Annotated in this window: 17 protein-coding genes; 12 read left to right on the top strand and 5 right to left on the bottom strand. The window is 73.2% G+C overall.

Translation table 11 applies throughout. The annotated features are described in order from the left end of the window. Positions 1–62 precede the first annotated feature (62 nt). From ACZ4AA_RS14930 to ACZ4AA_RS14895, 8 genes are all read left to right on the top strand, one after another. Positions 63–560, top strand: coding sequence for a winged helix-turn-helix transcriptional regulator (locus ACZ4AA_RS14930; protein ID WP_467601109.1), 498 nt, complete (start codon positions 63–65; stop codon positions 558–560). A 151-nt stretch (positions 561–711) separates the two neighbouring features. Next, complete coding sequence (locus tag ACZ4AA_RS14925) at positions 712–1,236, top strand: SRPBCC family protein (RefSeq protein WP_467601107.1); 525 nt, start codon at positions 712–714, stop codon at positions 1,234–1,236. Continuing rightward, a complete protein-coding gene (locus ACZ4AA_RS14920; RefSeq protein ID WP_467601105.1) occupies positions 1,236–2,327 on the top strand; it encodes an LLM class flavin-dependent oxidoreductase in 1,092 nt (363 codons plus the stop codon). Before ACZ4AA_RS14925 ends, ACZ4AA_RS14920 begins: the two co-directional genes overlap by 1 nt. A gap of 200 nt (positions 2,328–2,527) precedes the next feature. Beyond that, complete coding sequence (locus ACZ4AA_RS14915; protein WP_467601103.1) at positions 2,528–3,061, top strand: DUF7144 family membrane protein; 534 nt, start codon at positions 2,528–2,530, stop codon at positions 3,059–3,061. 179 nt (positions 3,062–3,240) lie between these two features. Next, a complete protein-coding gene (locus ACZ4AA_RS14910) occupies positions 3,241–4,596 on the top strand; it encodes a hypothetical protein (RefSeq protein WP_467601100.1) in 1,356 nt (451 codons plus the stop codon). A gap of 237 nt (positions 4,597–4,833) precedes the next feature. Further along, entirely contained in the window at positions 4,834–6,369 is a 1,536-nt protein-coding gene (locus tag ACZ4AA_RS14905) for a hypothetical protein (RefSeq protein WP_467601097.1), read from the top strand. Positions 6,370–6,470: 101 nt separating this feature from the next. Further along, positions 6,471–7,775, top strand: a complete 1,305-nt coding sequence (locus ACZ4AA_RS14900) for an AAA family ATPase (protein WP_467601095.1) — start codon at positions 6,471–6,473, stop codon at positions 7,773–7,775. After that, positions 7,772–9,118: a vWA domain-containing protein gene (locus tag ACZ4AA_RS14895; RefSeq protein WP_467601093.1), complete on the top strand. Its 1,347-nt coding sequence runs from the start codon at positions 7,772–7,774 to the stop codon at positions 9,116–9,118. The genes ACZ4AA_RS14900 and ACZ4AA_RS14895 overlap by 4 nt, the downstream gene beginning before the upstream one ends. Before the next feature lie 309 nt (positions 9,119–9,427). Here ACZ4AA_RS14895 and ACZ4AA_RS14890 read toward each other — a convergent pair whose 3' ends face one another. The 3 genes from ACZ4AA_RS14890 to ACZ4AA_RS14880 all read right to left on the bottom strand — a co-directional run bounded on the left by ACZ4AA_RS14890 (position 9,428) and on the right by ACZ4AA_RS14880 (position 12,658). Next, a complete protein-coding gene (locus ACZ4AA_RS14890) occupies positions 9,428–10,219 on the bottom strand; it encodes an SDR family NAD(P)-dependent oxidoreductase (protein ID WP_467601091.1) in 792 nt (263 codons plus the stop codon). A gap of 188 nt (positions 10,220–10,407) precedes the next feature. Continuing rightward, a complete protein-coding gene (locus ACZ4AA_RS14885) occupies positions 10,408–12,150 on the bottom strand; it encodes a hypothetical protein (protein WP_467601089.1) in 1,743 nt (580 codons plus the stop codon). A gap of 88 nt (positions 12,151–12,238) precedes the next feature. Next, the gene (locus ACZ4AA_RS14880) at positions 12,239–12,658 is read right to left on the bottom strand and encodes a TOBE domain-containing protein (protein ID WP_467601087.1); all 420 of its coding nucleotides are present in this window, start codon (positions 12,656–12,658) and stop codon (positions 12,239–12,241) included. Positions 12,659–12,832: 174 nt separating this feature from the next. Here ACZ4AA_RS14880 and ACZ4AA_RS14875 point away from each other — a divergent pair, with 174 nt between their 5' ends. The 4 genes from ACZ4AA_RS14875 (at position 12,833) to ACZ4AA_RS14860 (ending at position 15,549) form a co-directional block, all read left to right on the top strand. Continuing rightward, positions 12,833–13,222, top strand: a complete 390-nt coding sequence (locus ACZ4AA_RS14875; RefSeq protein ID WP_467601085.1) for a cell division protein SepF — start codon at positions 12,833–12,835, stop codon at positions 13,220–13,222. A 96-nt stretch (positions 13,223–13,318) separates the two neighbouring features. Further along, complete coding sequence (locus tag ACZ4AA_RS14870) at positions 13,319–14,476, top strand: AAA family ATPase (RefSeq protein ID WP_467601083.1); 1,158 nt, start codon at positions 13,319–13,321, stop codon at positions 14,474–14,476. 30 nt (positions 14,477–14,506) lie between these two features. Continuing rightward, complete coding sequence (locus ACZ4AA_RS14865) at positions 14,507–14,839, top strand: nucleotide pyrophosphohydrolase (RefSeq protein WP_467601081.1); 333 nt, start codon at positions 14,507–14,509, stop codon at positions 14,837–14,839. 230 nt (positions 14,840–15,069) lie between these two features. After that, positions 15,070–15,549, top strand: a complete 480-nt coding sequence (locus ACZ4AA_RS14860; RefSeq protein ID WP_467601079.1) for a DUF6099 family protein — start codon at positions 15,070–15,072, stop codon at positions 15,547–15,549. Between the two features lie 127 nt (positions 15,550–15,676). Here ACZ4AA_RS14860 and ACZ4AA_RS14855 read toward each other — a convergent pair whose 3' ends face one another. Further along, positions 15,677–16,600 carry an LLM class F420-dependent oxidoreductase gene (locus tag ACZ4AA_RS14855; protein WP_467601077.1) on the bottom strand — a complete coding sequence of 308 codons (924 nt, stop codon included), beginning with the start codon at positions 16,598–16,600 and terminating at the stop codon, positions 15,677–15,679. 155 nt (positions 16,601–16,755) lie between these two features. Beyond that, complete coding sequence (locus tag ACZ4AA_RS14850) at positions 16,756–17,469, bottom strand: SDR family oxidoreductase (RefSeq protein WP_467601075.1); 714 nt, start codon at positions 17,467–17,469, stop codon at positions 16,756–16,758. Positions 17,470–17,603 lie beyond the last annotated feature (134 nt).

Genomic DNA, 17,603 nt, shown 5'->3' with positions numbered 1-17,603 from the left:
CTCGGCGTCGGCTCCGCCCCGAGCTGGTGGGTCCGTTTCCGAGACCCTCGTATGCTGGGCTCGTGAGGCGGACTTCTTTTGCGAACTGGCCCTGTTCCATCGCGCGCACGATGGACCTGCTGGGCGACTGGTGGACGCCGCTCGTGCTGCGCGAGGCGTTCTACGGGATCAAGCGGTTCGACGCGTTCCAGCAGGAGCTCGGCATCGCGCGCAACACCCTCACCGACCGGCTGCGCCGGCTGGTCGACGAGGGGCTCATGGAGAAGCGGGCCTATCAGACGGACCCGGTGCGCTACGACTACGTCCTCACCGAGATGGGCCGGGACTTCTTCGGCGTGCTGGCCGCCATGAACAGCTGGGGCAACCGCTGGCTCAGCGGGGAGCAGGGGCCGCCGGTCGTCTTCCACCACGACCGCTGCGGGCACGAGAGCGAGGCCGCGGTCGTGTGCGCCGACTGCGGCGAGCCGATGACGTCCGAGGACACCCGGCCGCGGCTCGGCCCCGGCTACTCCCCGCATCTCGCCGAACGCCCCGACATCCAGCGGCGTTTCACCACCTGAGCGCGGCTCGGCCCGCGCGTCCGGTTTCCGCTCCCGGCCTTCCGCGCCGGGGGCGGTTTTCCTTGACACGTCAGTCTATCTACGCAACTCTCAAGGTCAGGGACCTGGGGAGGGTGAGCTTCCCGGGGGACGAGAGGAAGGCCGGAGACTCATGGAGTGGACGGGCGCGCGCTACGCGGACCAGCCGACCGTCGAGGTGCGGACACGGATCGACGCTCCACCGCACCGGGTGTGGGACCTCGTCTCCGACATCCGGCTGATGCCGGACCTGAGCGCGGAGCTCCGGTCCGCCGAGTGGCTCGACGGTGTGACGATGCCGACGGCCGGTGCCCGCTTCGTGGGGCGCAGCAGGCACGAGTCGCTGGGGGAGTGGGAGACCACCTCGTACGTGGTGGAGTGCCGGCCGTGCCGGGCGTTCGCCTGGGCCGTCGGCGACCCCGAACACCCCAGCTCCCTCTGGCGGTTCGGGCTGGAGGAGTCAGGCGGCGGCACGGAGCTGACCCAGTGGATGCGGATGGGTCCCGGCCGTTCGGGGCTCTCGTTCGCGATCGACCGGATGCCGGAGAAGGAACAGAAGATCGTGTTCGTACGGCTGCGGGAGTTCGAGCGGAGCATGACGGACACGCTCGCGGCGATCAGGAAGCTGGCCGAGAGCGCGGAAGGGGCGGAGGCGTGATGCGTACCTCCACGACGATCGAGGCGTCGGCCGGCGACTGGCGGGAGACCGTCGAATTCGTGGTCGAGGCCGAGAGGCTCGGGATGGACATCTGCTGGGTCGCGGAGGCCTGGGGCTCCGAAGCCCCTTCTCCGCTGGGCTACTTGGCGGCGCGGACCGACCGGCTGCTCCTCGGCTCCGGGATCATCCAGCTCGGGACCCGCACCCCGGCGGCCATCGCCCGTGCCGCGATCACGCTCTCCAACATCTCCGGCGGACGCTTCCTCCTCGGCCTCGGACCGTCCGGGCCCCAGGTGATCGAGGGCCTGCACGGTGTGCCGTTCGCGCGCCCGCTGTCCCGGATGCGGGAGACCGTGGAGATCGTCCGGCGGGCCGTCGCCGGGGACAGACTCTCGTACGAGGGAAGGGAGTTCACGATCCCGCTGCCGGGCGGTGAGGCGCGGCCCATGCGGATGTCCATCCGTGCCGAACACGCGCTGCCCGTCTATCTCGCCACGCTCTCGCCGAAGATGCTGCACCTGACGGGCGAGGTCGCCGACGGCTGGCTGGGCACCAGCTTCGTGCCCGAGGGCGCCAAGGAGGCCTACTTCGACCATCTGGACGCGGGCCTCGCGGCGGCGGGACGCCACCGCTCCGATCTCGACATCTGCCAGGGTGCCGAAGTGGCCTTCGCCGAGGACGAGGACGCGCTGCGCGTCATGGTCGCGGGCCGGAAGAAGGAACTCGCCTTCAGCCTCGGCGGGATGGGGTCCGCCACCACCAACTTCTACAACGCCGCCTACAGCAGGCAGGGCTGGGCGGAGATCGCCGCCGAGATCCATGAGCGCTGGCAGGCCGGGGACCGGGACGGCGCCGCCGGGCTGGTGACCGACGAGATGGTCCTCGGCACCACCCTGATCGGCACCGAGGACATGGTCCGCGCGCGGCTTCGCGTCTGGCGCGCCGCGGGGGTCGACACCGTACGTCTGTACCCGGCCGGAGGGACCCTGGACGAGCGGCTCACGACGCTGGGGCGCGCGCTGGATCTCGTGGCGCAGGAGAACCGGGTGGACGCCGGGCACTCCGCGGGGGAGCACGGCATCGCCGGGTAGTTCGCCGGACGGCTCACTCGCCGTCCCGGCCCGGTGCGGGGCCGGCCGCAGCACGCGTCCGGCCCCGACACCCCCCGAGCGCCGTCACCCGGTCGGTGGAGCCCCCGTGGCGGGCGGGTCGCGGCGGGCGGACGCTCGAACTCCCGGTGCGTCCGGCACGGGGACGGCCTGCGGCCGGCAGCGCAGCGAGGTGGTCGAGCATGAGCCAGGATCCTTCGAGGCCTCCGGGCCCCCCGCCCGGTGGCGGCACCGGATCCCAGCCCAGCGGCGGAGACATGCCGCTGTGGGGAGACCAGTGGTCCGGGGCAGGTCCGGCCGCGGGCGGCATGGGGCCGCCGCCCTCGGGCAGCAGCGGCTGGGCGGCCGGCGGTGTCACCTTCGCGGGCGTCCTCATGCTGGTGAACGGCGGCCTGAACATCCTCCAGGGCATCTCCGCGATAGCCAAGGACGACGTCTACGCGCGCGTGAACGACTACGTCTACCGCATCAACCTCACCGGCTGGGGCTGGATCCTGCTGATCCTCGGCGTGATCGCCGCCGTCACCGGCTGGGGGATCCTCAAGGACGCCGCATGGGCCCGGGTCACCGGCATCGTGCTGGCAGCGCTGAGCATGCTCTTCCAGTTCATGTTCCTGCCGTACGCGCCGATCTGGTCGGTCATCCTGCTGGCCATCGACGTCTTCGTCATCTGGGCCCTGGCCACGTACCGGCCCGACGCCCGGCATCCGCGCTGACCCGCCCTTCCCTCCGGCCGCCGCCGGGCGAGCGCCGCGGAGAAGCCGTCCCAGTGCCGTCGAACCCCATGAACCGGACCGAGCGGAACGAGACACGCCATGGATGACGCGACCGACCGGACGCGAGCAGCTCCGCCCGCGCGCGGCGCCGCGGGCACGATCGACGACGCGGAGGCGACGTGAGCACCGGAGACCTGAGCGGCCCCGCGAACGGAGGCGGCGCGGGCGGCAACGACTCGCACGAGATCGCCGAACTGCGGGCCCGCGTCGCCGAACTGGAACAGCGCACGCCGCGGCGCGAGCACCACCGCGTCCGGTCCTCCTTCGCGGTCGTCCTGGTCCTCCTCGCGGCCCTGCTGACCCCGCTCAGCGCCGTCGCCGCCTGGTCGAGCGACCTGATCGGGAACACCGACCGGTACGTCTCCACGATGCAGCCGCTGGCCTCCGACCCCGACGTCCAGAACGCCGTCGCCAACCGGGTGACCGACGCGGTGATGCAGCGCGTCGACGTCCAGACGCTGCTGGAGTCCGTCGCCCCCGCCGACCGGCCGCGGCTGACCAAGGCCCTGGGCCCGCTGAGCGGGCCGATCACCAGCGGCCTCACCGACTTCGTGCACACCGTGGCGCTCAAGTTCGTCAGCAGCAAGGCGTTCGCCACCCTGTGGACCGAACTCAACCGCAAGGCGCACGCCGCCGTCGACAAGGCGCTCACGGGCAAGGGCGGCGGAGCGGTCAAGCTCACCAACGACGCCGTCGTCATCGACCTCGCCCCCGTCATCGACCAGGTCAAGACGTCCCTCGTCGACCGGGGACTCACCGTCGCGGCCAAGATCCCCCAGGTGCACACGGACTTCACCGTGATGACCTCCGACTCCATCGGCAAGGCCAAGAAGCTCTACCGGCTGCTCGAACTGGTCGGGTTCTGGCTTCCGGTGCTGACCCTGCTGCTGGCGGCCGCCGGTGTGCTGCTCGCCGTGCGCCGACGCCGTGCCCTGGTCACGGCGGCGCTCCTGGTGGCGGCCGGGGCCGCCGTCCTCGGCATCGCGCTGTGGATCTTCCGGGCGGTCTATCTCGACGGGCTCCCTTCGGACGTCTCCCAGCCCGCCGCCGCGTCGGTCTTCGACACCCTGGTGCGCTATCTGCGGACCTCGGTACGCCTGATCATCACCCTCGGCATCATCGTGGCGCTGGCGGCCTGGCTGACCGGCGGCGGCCGGGCGGCCAGGCGGGTCAACGCCGCCTGGACCGGCGGTATCGGCGCCGTGCGGACGGCGACCGGGGCCGAGCTCGGCTCGGTCGGCGCGTGGGTGCACCGGGTCAAGACGTGGCTCAACTGGACCGTGGTCGTGGTCGCCGCCGTCATTCTGCTGATCTGGAACTACCCCACGGCCGTCGTCACCGTCTGGATCGCCGTACTGGCCCTGGTGGCCCTGGCCGTGGTCGAGTTCCTCGACGACGACGGCACCCCGCATCTGACCGCCCCCGGCCCCGGCGGCGGGGCCGGGGCGGGACCCGCGGTGAAGAGCCCGGCCTGACCGGCGGCCTCGCGCGGCTTCTCCGGCTACGGCTCCGGCCCAGCAGTGACCGTGGCTCCCGTGGCCTCCGGCGGCCGCTCCCGCACTGTTCCGGCGTCCCCGGCATCCGTCGGCGGACGCCGGATCCGTGCGCGGGAAAAACCGTCTGACAGATCGTCGGCACCGGGTTACGCTCCCCCCGATGACGACCTACACCTCCATCAGATCGGAGGACCCGTCCGCGCAAGGTGAGTGCTGATGCTCACTTCGACCGCGTACGAGGACTCCTCCCTCTCCTTCTGGCCGCGCGTGCGTGACTTCGCCGTGCCGCCCACCATGATCGAGACCGCGACCGCCCGCCGCCTGCGCGGCGACTGGGCGGGGGCGTGTGCCGCCGCCGGTGTCGACATCGACTTCGATCTGGGCTCGTCGGCCCGTACACACGGGCGCGACCTCATGTCCCGGGTCCGCCGCGACCTCCGGCATCTGGCTCCCGACCTGCTGCGCTGGCACCTGCCGAGAGTCGCCCCCGACGGGCTGCTGCGTCCCGGCCTCACAATCACCCTGGCCCGGTACGAAGGCGCGGGACGTGACGGCGTACGACCCGTGCACCTCGTGGTCCGTACGCCACCGGCCTGGGCGGACGGCGGCCAGCGGATGAGCCTCGCGCTCTGGGACGCGGCCGCCGGCGGTTCCCGTGACGGGTTCCCCCTCGACACCGGGGCCTGTGGCCACCCGCATCCGCGTCCCAGCCGGCGCTACCGTCTGGACCTGCACCGCCACCTGTGGGACACCCGCAGAACCGCTGAACTGCGGGTCCGTTCCGGGGCCGACCTGCCGACGGACGGCGCCCGCCGGGGGAGCGCCGATCCACCGGGTCCGCTGCCCGCCGACCTCGGCTGCGCGGTCGGCCGGTGGGCGGACGAGGCGGCGATCGTGCTGCGCGACGAGGGGCGCACGAGCGGCACCGTCGCCGTGCGGCTCGGGACCCGCCGGTGGCTGCTCCTGGACCTGGCCGCGGACACGGAACGCGCGGGACCGCTCGTACTGGGGACGGGGCTGCCCGTACTGGGGACGGGGCCGCTCGTACTGCGGACGGGGTCGCCCGTACCGGGGACCGGGCTGCCCGTACCGGGGACAGGGCCGCCCGTCCTGCGGATCACCGCCGCGCCCGCCGACGGGCCTTGCGCCGACCTCGCGGTGCCGGTCCTGCCCGACGCCGCGACCTGGGTGCTGCCCGACCTGGCGCTGATCCGCGCCGGTGCCGTCGAGAGCGAGCGGCTGCATCCGCTGGTCGCCGCGGCGCTGGCGCCGGGACACACCCCGGCCGTGGCCCGCCGGAACGCGGACCCGGCGGAAGCGCCGCGCCGGGTGGAATGCCGGGGAGCCGTGCACCGGATCGGCCTGGTCGACGGCGTCCTCGCGCCGCTCGACCACGGTCCGGACGAGATCCGCCGGGAAGAGCTGCTGGTCGCCCTCACCGGCACACCGCTTCCCTGCCTCCGCGCCATCGACGAGGCACACCGGCGGCCGCACTGCCTCTCCGGTGTCCAGCAACGGCTGCGCCACGGCGACACCGCCGGTGCGCTGGCCGTCGTCGAGGGACTCCTGGGCCCCGACGCGGTGCTCCGCGGAGGCGCCCTGCGCGACGAACTCCGGGCCGCCGCGCAGCGACGCGTCACCTACGGACTGTTCAGGGCGGGTCTGGCCGGTCCCGGACCCGACCGCCTCACCCCCGGACCCGCCCGACCCCGCGACCATCGCTCCCACCCGCGCGACACGACCGGCCGCTGACCCCTCTTCCACCGTCCACCGAAAGCCAGTTGACCGCCCAGACGGTCAAGTCCCCCGCCCAGGTGGTCCTTTCACGAACCCAAAGGTGATCAGACATGCCCATGACCAGCCCCCTTGCCGACCGGCCGGACGTCGCTGACCAGTCGGGCGTTGCCGACCGGCCGGACGTCGCCGATCCGTTCGCCGACCTGTCCGGAGCCGCCCAACTCGACGTGGCCGACGCCCTGTCGGCGCTGCTGCGCGACACCGGCACCGAGCCGCGGCCCGACACCCAGCTGGAGGCGCTGACCCTCGCCGTCGCCGCCGATCTGCCCGTACTGCTCTGGGGTGAACCCGGGATCGGCAAGACCGCCGCCCTCACCCAGCTCGCCGAGACCCTGGACCTGCCCCTGACCACGGTGATCGCCAGCGTCCACGAGCCCTCCGACTTCTCGGGGCTGCCCGTCCTCGGCGACGACCCCGCGCGGCAGGGCGTGCCCATGGCCCCGCCGGACTGGGCGGTGCGGCTCGTACGGGCCGGCCGCGGACTGCTGTTCCTGGACGAACTGTCCACCGCGCCCCCGGCGGTTCAGGCCGCGTTGCTCCGCCTCGTCCTGGAGCGGCGCATCGGAGCGCTTCAACTGCCGCCCGGGGTACGGATCGTGGCCGCCGCGAACCCGCGCTCCTCGGCCGCCGACGGCTGGGAACTGAGCCCGCCGCTGGCCAACCGGTTCGTCCATCTCCAGTGGGCCCACGACCACGAGGTCGTCGTCCGCGGACTCGGCGGCACCTGGCCCCGCGCGACCCTGCCGCGGCTCGACCCGCAGCGGCTCCCGGAGGCCGTGGACTTCGCCCGCCGCGCGGTGTGCGGGCTCCTCGCCGCCCGCCCCGGACTCGTCCACCGGCTGCCCAGCGGCGAGACCCGCCGGGGCGGCGCCTGGCCCTCGCCCCGGAGCTGGGAGACGACCCTGCGGCTCATCGCCTTCGCGCAGGCCGCCGGATCCCCACGGGACGTGCTCTCCCTGCTGGTCAGGGGCGCCGTCGGCGACGGTCCGGGACTGGAACTGCTGGCGAGCGTGGACCGGATGGACCTGCCCGACCCCGAGACCCTGCTCGCCGATCCGGCGGGCGCCGTCCTGCCCGAGCGGGGTGATCTGCGCCAGGCCGTCCTCGACGGCGTGGTGGCCGCGGTCCGCGCGCGGCCGGGCAGGGACCGCTGGGACGCCGCCTGGGCACTGCTCGTGCGGGCGCTGGACACCGGAGCCCCGGACCTGGTGGTCGTGCCCGCGACCACGCTCGCGTCGCTGCGCCGGGAGGACTGGGACATCCCCGCGTCCATCGAGCGGCTGGCCGGAGCGGTGGCCCTCTCCCGGCGCGCGGACGACGCGGCGGCCCGCGTCGCGGTCGCCGCCGAGGCGCGACGATGACGGCGCGCGCGCCGGGGCCCCGGGCGACGACCACGGCGCCCACGCCGGTGCCTCTGGATCCGGGCAGGCCGAGGCCTCTGGACCCGGGCAGGCGGGGGGCCCTGGACCTGGGCAGGCCGGGGGCCCTGGATCTCGACAAGCTGTACGCGGCTCGCCTTCAGGCGGCGCGGGCCCGGCCCTACCTGGCGACGGCCCTGTTCGCCCTGCACACCGTCGAGTCCCGGTGGGTGCCGACGATGGCCGTCGACCGGCACTGGCGCTGCTACGTGTCGCCCGGCTTCGTGGACCGTATGCCGGTCGAGGACCTGGCCGGGGTCTGGGTGCACGAGGTGTCGCACCTGCTGCGCGACCATCACGGCCGCAGCGAGCGGTTCGCCCGCGAACACGGACTCACCGGCCCGGCGGAGCGGCTGCGGATGAACATCGCCGCCGACTGCGAGATCAACGACGACGCGTTCGGCGAGGGGCTCGTCCTGCCCGAGGGCGCCGTCACCCCGGAGTTCCTCGGCCTGTCGTCCGGCGAGCTCATGGAGGACTATCTCCGCCAGTTCCGGCTCGGACCGCGCACCCAGAGCCTGGCCTGGCTGGACTGCGGCAGCGGCGCCGACGGACGTGAACGCGAGTGGGAACTCGGTCCGGACGGCGCGCACGGCCTGAGCGCGCAGGAACGCGACGCGGTCCGGTTCCGGGTCGCGCAGGGCATCAAGGCCCGGCCGGGGAAGAGCCCGGCGGGATGGAAGCGGTGGGCGGAGGAGGCCTTCCACCGGCCGCAGCCGTGGCGGGAGTTGCTGGGGGCCGCGGTCCGCTCCGCGGCTTCTGGCCCCGGTGCGGGGGAGGACTACACCTACGGCCGGCCGTCGCGGCGCTCGGCCTCCCTGCCCGGTGTCGTCCTGCCGAGCCTGCGCCGCAGACCGCCGAGGGTCTCGGTGGTCATCGACACCTCCGGGTCGGTCAGCGACGCGGAACTGGGCAGTGCGCTGCTGGAGGTCTCCGCGATCTCCCGGGCGGTGGGCGGCCGCCGCGACCTGGTCACCGTGGTCCCGTGCGACGCGGCGGCCCGGATCGCGCACCCGCTGTGCCGGGCCGAGGGCATTCCGCTCCTGGGCGGCGGCGGTACGGATCTGCGCTCGGGATTCACCGCGGCGCTCCGGGTACGGCCGGGCCCCGACGTCGTCGTGGTCCTGACCGACGGGCAGACCCCCTGGCCTGCGGAGCGCCCGCCGTGCCGGACGGTCGTGGGCCTCTTCTCGCGCGGGCGGTCGGACTCCTCGTACGACGAGGACGACCCCGACTACGTCCCCGACGAACCGCCGGCCTGGGCGCGGGTGGTGGAGATCGGCTAGGGCGTGTCGTTTGGATCAGGTCGCAGGGCATCGACGGGGCTGTTCTGCGCCGGTGAGCGGGGTCTGGTGCGTGCAGCTGCAAGGCGGAGGAGGGAGTCGACGCGGTGGGGGCACCTCCCGGCCGGAGGCTGGGGGACGTTGGCGACCGACGACAACGCCGCTGTGCCCCCTGCTCGAAGAGCTTGGGGGAGTGCGTGCCAGACCCCGCGTCTGCGAACTGATCCAAACGACAGGCCCTAACTCCTGTCGGACGCGGCGCCCCAGGGAGGCCGCCGCGCGCGCAGGAAGGGCCGGACGGGCCCTGCGCGGCTACACGCTGTATCCGCCGTCCACGCCGAGCGCCTGGCCGGTGATGAAGCCCGCGCGGTCCGAGGCCAGGAACGCGACGGCCTCGGCGACGTCCCGGGCGGTCCCGAAGCGGCGCAACGGGGTGTTGCGGCGGGTCATCTCCAGTGCCGTGTCGTCGAGTTCGCCGGAACCGATCAGCCGGGCGGCGATGCCGTCGGTCAGCATGCCGGGGGCGACGCAGTTGACCCGGACGCCGTAGCGTCCCTCCTCGGCCGCCAGGGCGCGGGCGACCGCCTCGACCGCTCCCTTCGGGCCCGAGGAGAGCCCGTCGCGCACCGGGAACCTGCGGGTGGCCACGGTGGTGACGGCGACGGCGCTGCCCCGGCTCTCCCGCAGCAGCGGCAGCGCGGGATGGACCAGGTTGAAGAACGCGCCCGCGTCGACGTCGAGCTGGGCCCGGAACGCGGCCGGTGTGACCCTGCTCAGGTGGGTCATCGGCACATGCGGGCCCGCCGCGTGGACGAGGGTGTGCAGTCCGCCGTACTCCGCGGCCGCCTCGGCCACGGCGGTGGCCACGGCCCGCTCCTCGCCCAGGTCGAGCCGCAGGGCCCGTACCCGGCGGCCCTGGTCCGCGAACTCCTCCGCCAGCCCGGCGGCGAGCGCCTCGGCGGCCTCCCGGCTGGACCGGTAGGTGAACACCACGTCACTGCCCCGCTCGGCGAGGATCCGTACGACCGCGGCGCCGATGCCCCCGGTGCCGCCCGACACGAACGCGGCACCCCTGCGGTGCGAGAAATCCGCCGTCTTCGACATCGACATCACTGTCCCGTGGACTCGGCGACGCTGACCTTCACGACCTCGCGGGCCCGGAGTGGATCCGGCACGGATCGATGCGGTGCGCGGGTTCGCTCACCGCCGGGCGACGGGACATTGCAGCACGCGCCCCTGCCCGCGGAACACCCGCGTGCACCGATTCACCGCCCGGGGCGGGCGGCGCATCCTCAGGGGTGGGTGAGGGGCAGGTGGAGGTCCGTGCTCGACAGGGTCATCGGCGTCGGCGAGACCGCTCGCAGCCGCATGCGTACGCCGGCTCGCGGGAGGGTGAACTTCCCGTCGGGGGGACGGAGTTCGTAGCGGCCGAAGGCATGGCCGGCCAGCGTGGACGGGCCGGACGCGACCGACCAGTAGCGGCTCAGGCCCTGGCCCGTGGTCAGCGTGAAGTGCGGGCTCAGGGCCGCGTCGCCGAGGTTGGTGACGCCGACCGTCAGCCCGGTCAGGGAGCCGGCGGCCCGGCGGGCCTCGGTGACCTCCATGCGCAGCGGCGGTGACCCGGTGGCCGCCAGCGTCACCGCCGCCGCCGAGGGGGCCAGCAGCAGGGCGACCGCGGCCATGAGGGCCCCGCGCCGGTGCGGACCGCGCAGGAAGGCCGGGCGGGGCTGCCACGCGGTCCGGAAGGACTGCCAGGGCGCGGTGATCGCGGCGGCCACCCACAGCGGCGTCATCAGCAGGTAGTACCCGTCCTGCGAACGGGTCGCCACGTAGAACGCGCACCAGGGCAGCACCGTCGCCGCGGGGCCCAGCCGCCGCACGAACAGCACGAACAGCGCCAGCAGGGCCGCCGCCAGGAGCAGGCTCGCGTGCGCGTACCAGGCCAGGCGGTCGCTTCCGTCGGTGAAGTACAGCGAGATGCCGACCAGGCCCTGTCCGTGGATGTCCGCGTCCTGGGTGAGGGGCAGGGCGATCCCGGAGAACCAGGAGCGCGGCTCGCTCACGATGAAGTACGCGTTGATCAGCAGCCAGGTGGTGGCGGCGACGCCGACGATCCGGCCGACCGCGATCGCCGCCGCCCGCGCGCCGAGGTCGCCGCGGCGCAGCGCGTACACCCCGGCCAGCAGGAACGGGGTGAGGAACCAGGGGAGCTGCTGCGCCGCGCACGCCGCCCCGAGACAGACCGCCCGCGCGAGGTCGCCCCGTCCGCCGCGGCCCATCCGCGGCCATCCCATGACCACCGGGATGAGCAGGGCGCACGCGAGGATCGCCGGATAGCCGAGCCGTGCGTACGTCGGCAGCAGCCCCAGACCGAGACAGACCAGCGTCGCCGCGGACCGCCACGGCACCGGCAGCATCCGCCACATGACGACCGCGCCCGTGACGAGGGCCCCGGTGCTGACCATCGTGGCGGCCATCGAGCCGTGTCCGACCCACAGCAGCGGCGCGGTGAGCATCAGCGCGAGCGGCGGATAGCCGTACGTGTAGTCGTAGCCGCCGTTCATCGTCGCCGTGAGGGCGACGCCGTGGCGGAAGAGCCAGGGCCACGGGGTCCCGTAGACCTGATGGCCGGCGGCGAACTCGTGGGCGGCCTGGGTGGTGAGGACCGACTCGTCGCTGCCCTGGTGGTTCATGACCAGTCCGCACACCACGAGGGTCACCGCGGTCAGCAGGACGACGAGGTCGAGCCGCGCCAGTGAGCGGCCCCGGCGCACCACGAGGGTCAGGACGCCGGTCGCCAGGATCGAGGCGTAGCAGAGCGAGACGATCGCGGCGACGAGGAGCCGGTGGCTCGCGGCCTGCGCCCACAGCGGGCGCGTGCCGATGAACAGGCTGATGTCGGCCAGGAGCGTCAGGACGCGGTGCCACTGCGCGGGCGCCTCGTCCGGGTTCCAGCGCGTGACCGGCCCGCCGGACGGGAGTGTCGAAGGGGCCTGGCGGCGCGTCGGCGCCGGCTTGATCTCTGCCGAGTACACGGCCCCTTACGCTAATTCCAGCTGGTGAGCGGCGCTCGACGGGACGTGAAGAGTCGGGTGTGAGGCGAGTAAGAGGGGGCCGGGCGCGTCAGGCGTTGGACAGCGACACCTCGGTGGACTTGATCAGCGCGACGACCTCGGAACCGGCGGCGAGGCCCAGGTCCGCGACCGCGTCCCGGGTGATCGCCGAGGTCAGCTCGCCGCCCGCGACCCGGACCTTGACGCTGGCCATGGCGCCGCCCGTCGTGACACCGGTGACCGTGCCGGGCAGCTGGTTGCGGATGCTCAGTCCTTCCACCGGCCCGGTCGCGAGGGAGACCTCCGTGGACTTGACCAGGGCCCGCACGGTCGAGCCCGACGTCAGACCGAGGTCCTGTACGGCCTCCAGGGTGACGGCCGCGGTGATCTCCTGTCCGGCGTCGAGCCGGACCTTGACCGTCGCCATCACCTCACCGGGGGTGACGGAGGTGACGGTGCCGGGGAGCTGATTGCGGATGCTCAGGCTCACGGGGAGACCTCGCTTGCTGTCGGCGGGATGGATTGGTTCGTATATACGTAGCTTGCCGCACGCGACGGATCCGGGTCCGGGTCGCGGACCGTGTCGCTGTTGGGCCGAACGGGTGACCATGCGTAAGAATTGCCCGGTGCAGACAATGAAGGCGAGCCAGGACGGGGTGGGCCGATGACCGGCCACGACGTCACCGATGAACAATGGGAAGGGCTCGCCCAGGTCGTTCCGTTGCGCGGCCGGGACGCCTGGCCGTCGGCGGTGCGTCACCGGTCGGTCCCCGAGGCCGAGACCGAGACGCGGCGCCGCTTCGTGGTCCTGCGGGTCAACGTCTTCGCGGACGCCCGCGACGTCGCCGAGACCCTCATGTCCGGCATCCCCGTGCTCCTCGATCTGACCGGGGCGGAGACCGACGTCGCCAAGCGGGTCCTGGACTTCAGTACGGGCGTGGTCTTCGGCCTCGCCAGCGGGATGCACCGGGTCGACCGGAACGTGTTCCTGCTGACGCCCCCGGGGACAGAGGTGCGCGGGCTGATGGAAGGCGTCGGCGTTCCCGGCGTCTGACGACGCCTGTTCCTGATCGGGGGTTTCGTCCCCCGATCGTAGGAAGGTCCCCCGGACGTAACGGTTCGCCTTCCGCGGGCGGCCTACCTTCGGCATATGACTCTGTCCTCTCCGGAAGCGCCCACGGCGGTGGAGGCGCGCCCGGTCCGTCCGGGCGTCACCGAGCTGCGGCTCGCCGCCTTCGCCGCCCACCGCCGCGTCCGGTTCCCGCTCGGACCGCTCACCCTCGTGCACGGCCCCACCGGCAGCGGCAAGACGGCCGCCCTGCGGGCGTACGAGGCGCTGGCGCGGCTCGGCGCCGGGGCGGGGCTGCCCGAGGTGTTCCCGGACCCGGTCGCCTGCGTTCCCGAGCGGTCCCGGGCCGACGCCCAGCACCGCAGGGGCTTCCGGATCGGCTGCACGGTCGACGGCCCCGAGGGCCCGGTCCGGCTCGACGTCGCCGTCCAGGCCGAGCCCGAACTGCGCATCGTGGGCGAGCGGTTGTCGGCGGGCGGGCGGACCCTGCTGGAGACGGCGCTGCGCGACCCGGGCCGCCCGTTCGTCCAGGCGGCCTGGTACACGGGCGGCACGTCCTCGGTGACACGGGTCCCGCTCCCCGACGACCGTCTCGGCACCTCGCTGCTGCCCCTTCGCGTCGCGGGCCGCACCCCCGGGGAGCGCCAAGTCCTGGCCGCCGCCGAGCAGATGGTGCTCGCCCTGCGGTCCGTCTACGTCTGCGATCCGGACCCGGACTCCATGCGGGCCCCCGTTCCGCTCGGCTCCGGACGCCTGTTGCGCGGCTGCGGCAACCTCGCCGAAGTCCTGTGGCGTACGAGGTCGGAGTGCGGCCGGCGCTACGCCCATCTGGTCGCCGCGGTCGACGCCGGATGCGCCGGCCCGGTCACGGACGTGTCGGCCGAGGTGCTGGGCGACGGCACCGTCCGCGCCTTCCTCGACCGCGGCGACGGAGTGCGTACGCCCCTCGGACTGCTCGGGGACGGGGAGTTGAGGTATCTCGCGCTCGCCCTCGTGCTGCTCACCGGGCCCGGCGTCCTGGAGGTCGACCCGGCGGGTGAGGTGCCGGCCGCGTTCCAGTCGCTGACGGTCCTGGCCGACGGCTTCGACCGCGGACTGGACGCCCGGCAGGCCGGGGAACTGGTGCGGCTGGCGGCGCGGATGTGCGAGCGGGGGCACATCCGGCTGCTCGGCACGGTCCGCGACGGGACGCACGTGTCCGGAGCGGCCGGGGTCACGGTGGTGGATCTGAGGTCGTGAGGAGCCGGGCGGGGTGATACACCTGACCGCGTGAGTGAACTGGACGTGGCGACGCTTCAGCGCAGACTGGCCGAGTTCGCGGCCGCGCGGAACTGGCAGCCGTACCACACACCCAAGAACCTGGTCGCCGCGCTGAGCGTGGAGGCGTCCGAACTCCTGGAGATCTTCCAGTGGTTGACGCCGGACGAGTCGGCCCGGGTGATGCGGGACGAGGACACCGCGCACCGCGTCACCGACGAGGTCGCGGACGTGCTCGCGTATCTGCTCCAGTTCTGCGAGGTGCTGGGGATCGACCCGCTCGCGGCCCTCGACGCGAAGATCGACCGGAACGAGCGGAGGTTCCCGGCGCCGGGTAACCCCTGACGGGGCGCCTCGCCGCCCGGTGCCCGCCCGAGGCCTGCCCAGCGCCCGCCCGGCGTCACTCGAAACGGAATCTGACACTCTCCGTAGTCGCCGTCGGGCTCCGATGCGATTCCGTGTCCACAGATTTCGGGCTTCCTCTGGCTTTCTGTCTCAAGCGCCCTCACTCTGGGTAGTGAACAAGGGAGTTCGGCTGTACGCGCGAGAGCGCGTCGGACAGACGGGGGCAGCGCATGGAAGCGGTGCGGCTCATCGCGGCGAGCAGACATGCCCTGGCGGAGAGCGGCGAGACTCCGGAGGTCATGGCGGAGGCATGGCAGGCGCATTCCCTGGCACAGGCGATCGGCAGCCGTCTCGCCGTGTCCGGACCCCCTGAACTCCGGGGCGAGGCCCTGGGGTTGACCGAGCTGGCGGGCCGCGGCTGCGGTGTGCTCGGCGACCACGCCCTCGACATCGGTGCCTTACGGGCCGCCCGGCTCACGGAGCTGGGCGACGCGCGTGAGTCACTGCTCAGTCTCGGCGCCCTCCTCGCCGAGGTCGGCATAGCCCTGGTCGGCGTCGCCTGTTCGGCGGACGACGAGGGCACGTACTGGCAGTGCATGGAGGCGATCGACGCGGCGGACGAGTCCCGGGACCGCGTCCTGGAGATGCTGAGACGCCTCGAGGTGCGGGACGAGAGACGCGTGGTGGAACGGGACTCGGCCGCCGGATAGCCGGCCCGCGGGCCTCGATCGGCCCGGCCGTGGCGAGGAACCCGACCGGAACCGCCCGCGACACCCGCCCGGAACCGCCCGCGACACCCGATCGTCCGGCCGGGCCGGGGTGCCCCGCGGGAGACGGTCAGTCGAGCTGGGATGCCACCTCGGAGGCGATCAGGTCCAGATGGTCCAGGTCGGTGAGGTCCAGCATCTGGAGATACATCCGCTGCGAACCGACCGCCTGATAGCGGGCGATCCGCTCCACGACCTCCGCCGGAGAACCCGCGAGCCCGTTCGCCCTCAGCTCGTCGACATCGCGCCCGATCGCGTCCGCCCGTCGCCTCACCTCACTGTCGGTCCGGCCGACGCACGCCACCAGCGCATTGGAATAGACGAGTTCGTCGGGCTTGCGCCCGGCCTGTTCCAGCGCGGCGCGGACCCGGCCGAACTGCTGCTCCGTGTCCGGGACTCCGGCGAAGGGGATGTTGAACTCGTCGGCGTAGCGCGCCGCGAGCGCGGGGGTCCGCCGGGCGCCGTGGCCGCCGATCAGCACGGGCACCTTCGTCTGCGCGGGCTTGGGCAGCGCGGGCGAGTCCTTGAGCTGGTAGTACGTCCCCTCGAAGGTGAAGCGTTCGCCGACCGGCGTGCCCCACAGCCCGGTGACCACGGCGAGCTGCTCCTCCAGCCGCCCGAACTTCTCCTTCGGGAACGGAATGCCGTACGCCGTGTGCTCGGCCTCGTACCATCCGGCCCCCAGGCCGAGTTCGACACGGCCGCCCGACATCTGGTCGACCTGGGCGACCTGGATGGCGAGCACGCCGGGAAGGCGAAAGGTTCCGGCGGTCATCAGGGTGCCCAGGCGGATGCGGCTCGTCTCGCGGGCGATGCCGGCCAGGGTGATCCAAGCGTCGGTGGGGCCGGGGAGCCCGTCGACGGAACCCATGTGCACATAGTGATCAGAGCGGAAGAAGGCTCCGTAATGGAGGTCTTCGGCGGCCTTGGCGACGCGGAGCAGCGTGTCGTAGGTCGCGCCTTGCTGCGGTTCTGTGAAGACTCGAAGATCCATGTATCCATCATGCACCGGTCACAACAGGTGTCCCCTGTCGAACCGCTGGCACGCCGCCGCCCGTCGTGAAAGGTCTGGGCCCGGGGCCCGCGGCGGGCCTTCGTCGGTGGGGCCGGCGGCGGGCGGGACCGCCCGGGGGTGAGGTCCGTGACGGGCTACGGCTGCCCGGCGAGCTGGGGGTACAGATCGCTCAGCTCTCCCGAGAGGCCGGCCTTGACCTGGCGGGTGAGCGCGTCGGCGAGGACCTCGTGGGCGTCCGTCTCGATCCCGTCGAGCGCCTGCGTCGCGACGCTGCGCGCGGTGACCTTGGGTACGTCCAGGCTCGCGGTCAGATCCGTGTCGACGTAGCCGACGTGCAGACCGGTGACCCTGATGCCGCGCGGCCGGAGCTCCAGGCGCAGCGCGTTGCTCTGGGACCACAGGGCGGCCTTGGCGGCGCTGTAGCCGTCGGCGCCGGGCACGGTGACCCAGGACAGTACCGAGTGGACGGTGAGGATGTGACCACCGCCGTTGCGCTCCATGACCGGGACGAAGGCCCGGGTGGTGAGGAGCGGGCCGAAGAAGTTGATGTCGAACTCCCGCCGCACGTCCTCGACGGGGGAGTCCAGGAACGAGGTCGGGGTCGTCGCTCCCGCGTTGTTGATCAGCACGGTGACGTCCTGGGCCCGCGCGGCGGCGGCCGCGACCGACGCGGGGTCGGTGACCTCCAGGGCCAGCGGTACCGCGTCGGGGTGCGCGACGGTCCGCGGGTCGCGGGCGGTCGCGTAGACCTTCCGGGCGCCGCGTTCGTACAGCGCGTCCACGAAGGCCTTGCCGATGCCGCGGCTGCCACCCGTCACGAGTGCCACCGAGCCTTCGATGCTGGTCATGAGCTTCTCCTCTTGAGGGCTGCCGTGAATCGGGAGGACGGGGCGGTCGCGGCGCGGCCGGCTGTGCCGGGCGTCGCACCGGCCCATCGTAAACCGATCGGTTTTCTAGCGTCACCCGCACTGTAAACCGATCG

The organism is Streptomyces sp. NPDC024698, from assembly GCF_055559015.1.
This window is presented reverse-complemented; position numbering and strand designations above follow the sequence as displayed.

Bases quoted from the DNA above. Each gene is read 5' to 3' on its own strand.
- ACZ4AA_RS14875 (WP_467601085.1), top strand. From the start codon at position 12,833: ATGACCGGCCACGACGTCACCGATGAACAATGGGAAGGGCTCGCCCAG.
- ACZ4AA_RS14860 (WP_467601079.1), top strand. From the start codon at position 15,070: ATGGAAGCGGTGCGGCTCATCGCGGCGAGCAGACATGCCCTGGCGGAG.
- ACZ4AA_RS14905 (WP_467601097.1), top strand. From the start codon at position 4,834: ATGCTCACTTCGACCGCGTACGAGGACTCCTCCCTCTCCTTCTGGCCG.
- ACZ4AA_RS14870 (WP_467601083.1), top strand. From the start codon at position 13,319: ATGACTCTGTCCTCTCCGGAAGCGCCCACGGCGGTGGAGGCGCGCCCG.
- ACZ4AA_RS14895 (WP_467601093.1), top strand. From the start codon at position 7,772: ATGACGGCGCGCGCGCCGGGGCCCCGGGCGACGACCACGGCGCCCACG.
- ACZ4AA_RS14850 (WP_467601075.1), bottom strand. From the start codon at position 17,469: ATGACCAGCATCGAAGGCTCGGTGGCACTCGTGACGGGTGGCAGCCGC.
- ACZ4AA_RS14915 (WP_467601103.1), top strand. From the start codon at position 2,528: ATGAGCCAGGATCCTTCGAGGCCTCCGGGCCCCCCGCCCGGTGGCGGC.
- ACZ4AA_RS14925 (WP_467601107.1), top strand. From the start codon at position 712: ATGGAGTGGACGGGCGCGCGCTACGCGGACCAGCCGACCGTCGAGGTG.
- ACZ4AA_RS14920 (WP_467601105.1), top strand. From the start codon at position 1,236: ATGCGTACCTCCACGACGATCGAGGCGTCGGCCGGCGACTGGCGGGAG.
- ACZ4AA_RS14855 (WP_467601077.1), bottom strand. From the start codon at position 16,600: ATGGATCTTCGAGTCTTCACAGAACCGCAGCAAGGCGCGACCTACGAC.
- ACZ4AA_RS14900 (WP_467601095.1), top strand. From the start codon at position 6,471: ATGACCAGCCCCCTTGCCGACCGGCCGGACGTCGCTGACCAGTCGGGC.
- ACZ4AA_RS14890 (WP_467601091.1), bottom strand. From the start codon at position 10,219: ATGTCGAAGACGGCGGATTTCTCGCACCGCAGGGGTGCCGCGTTCGTG.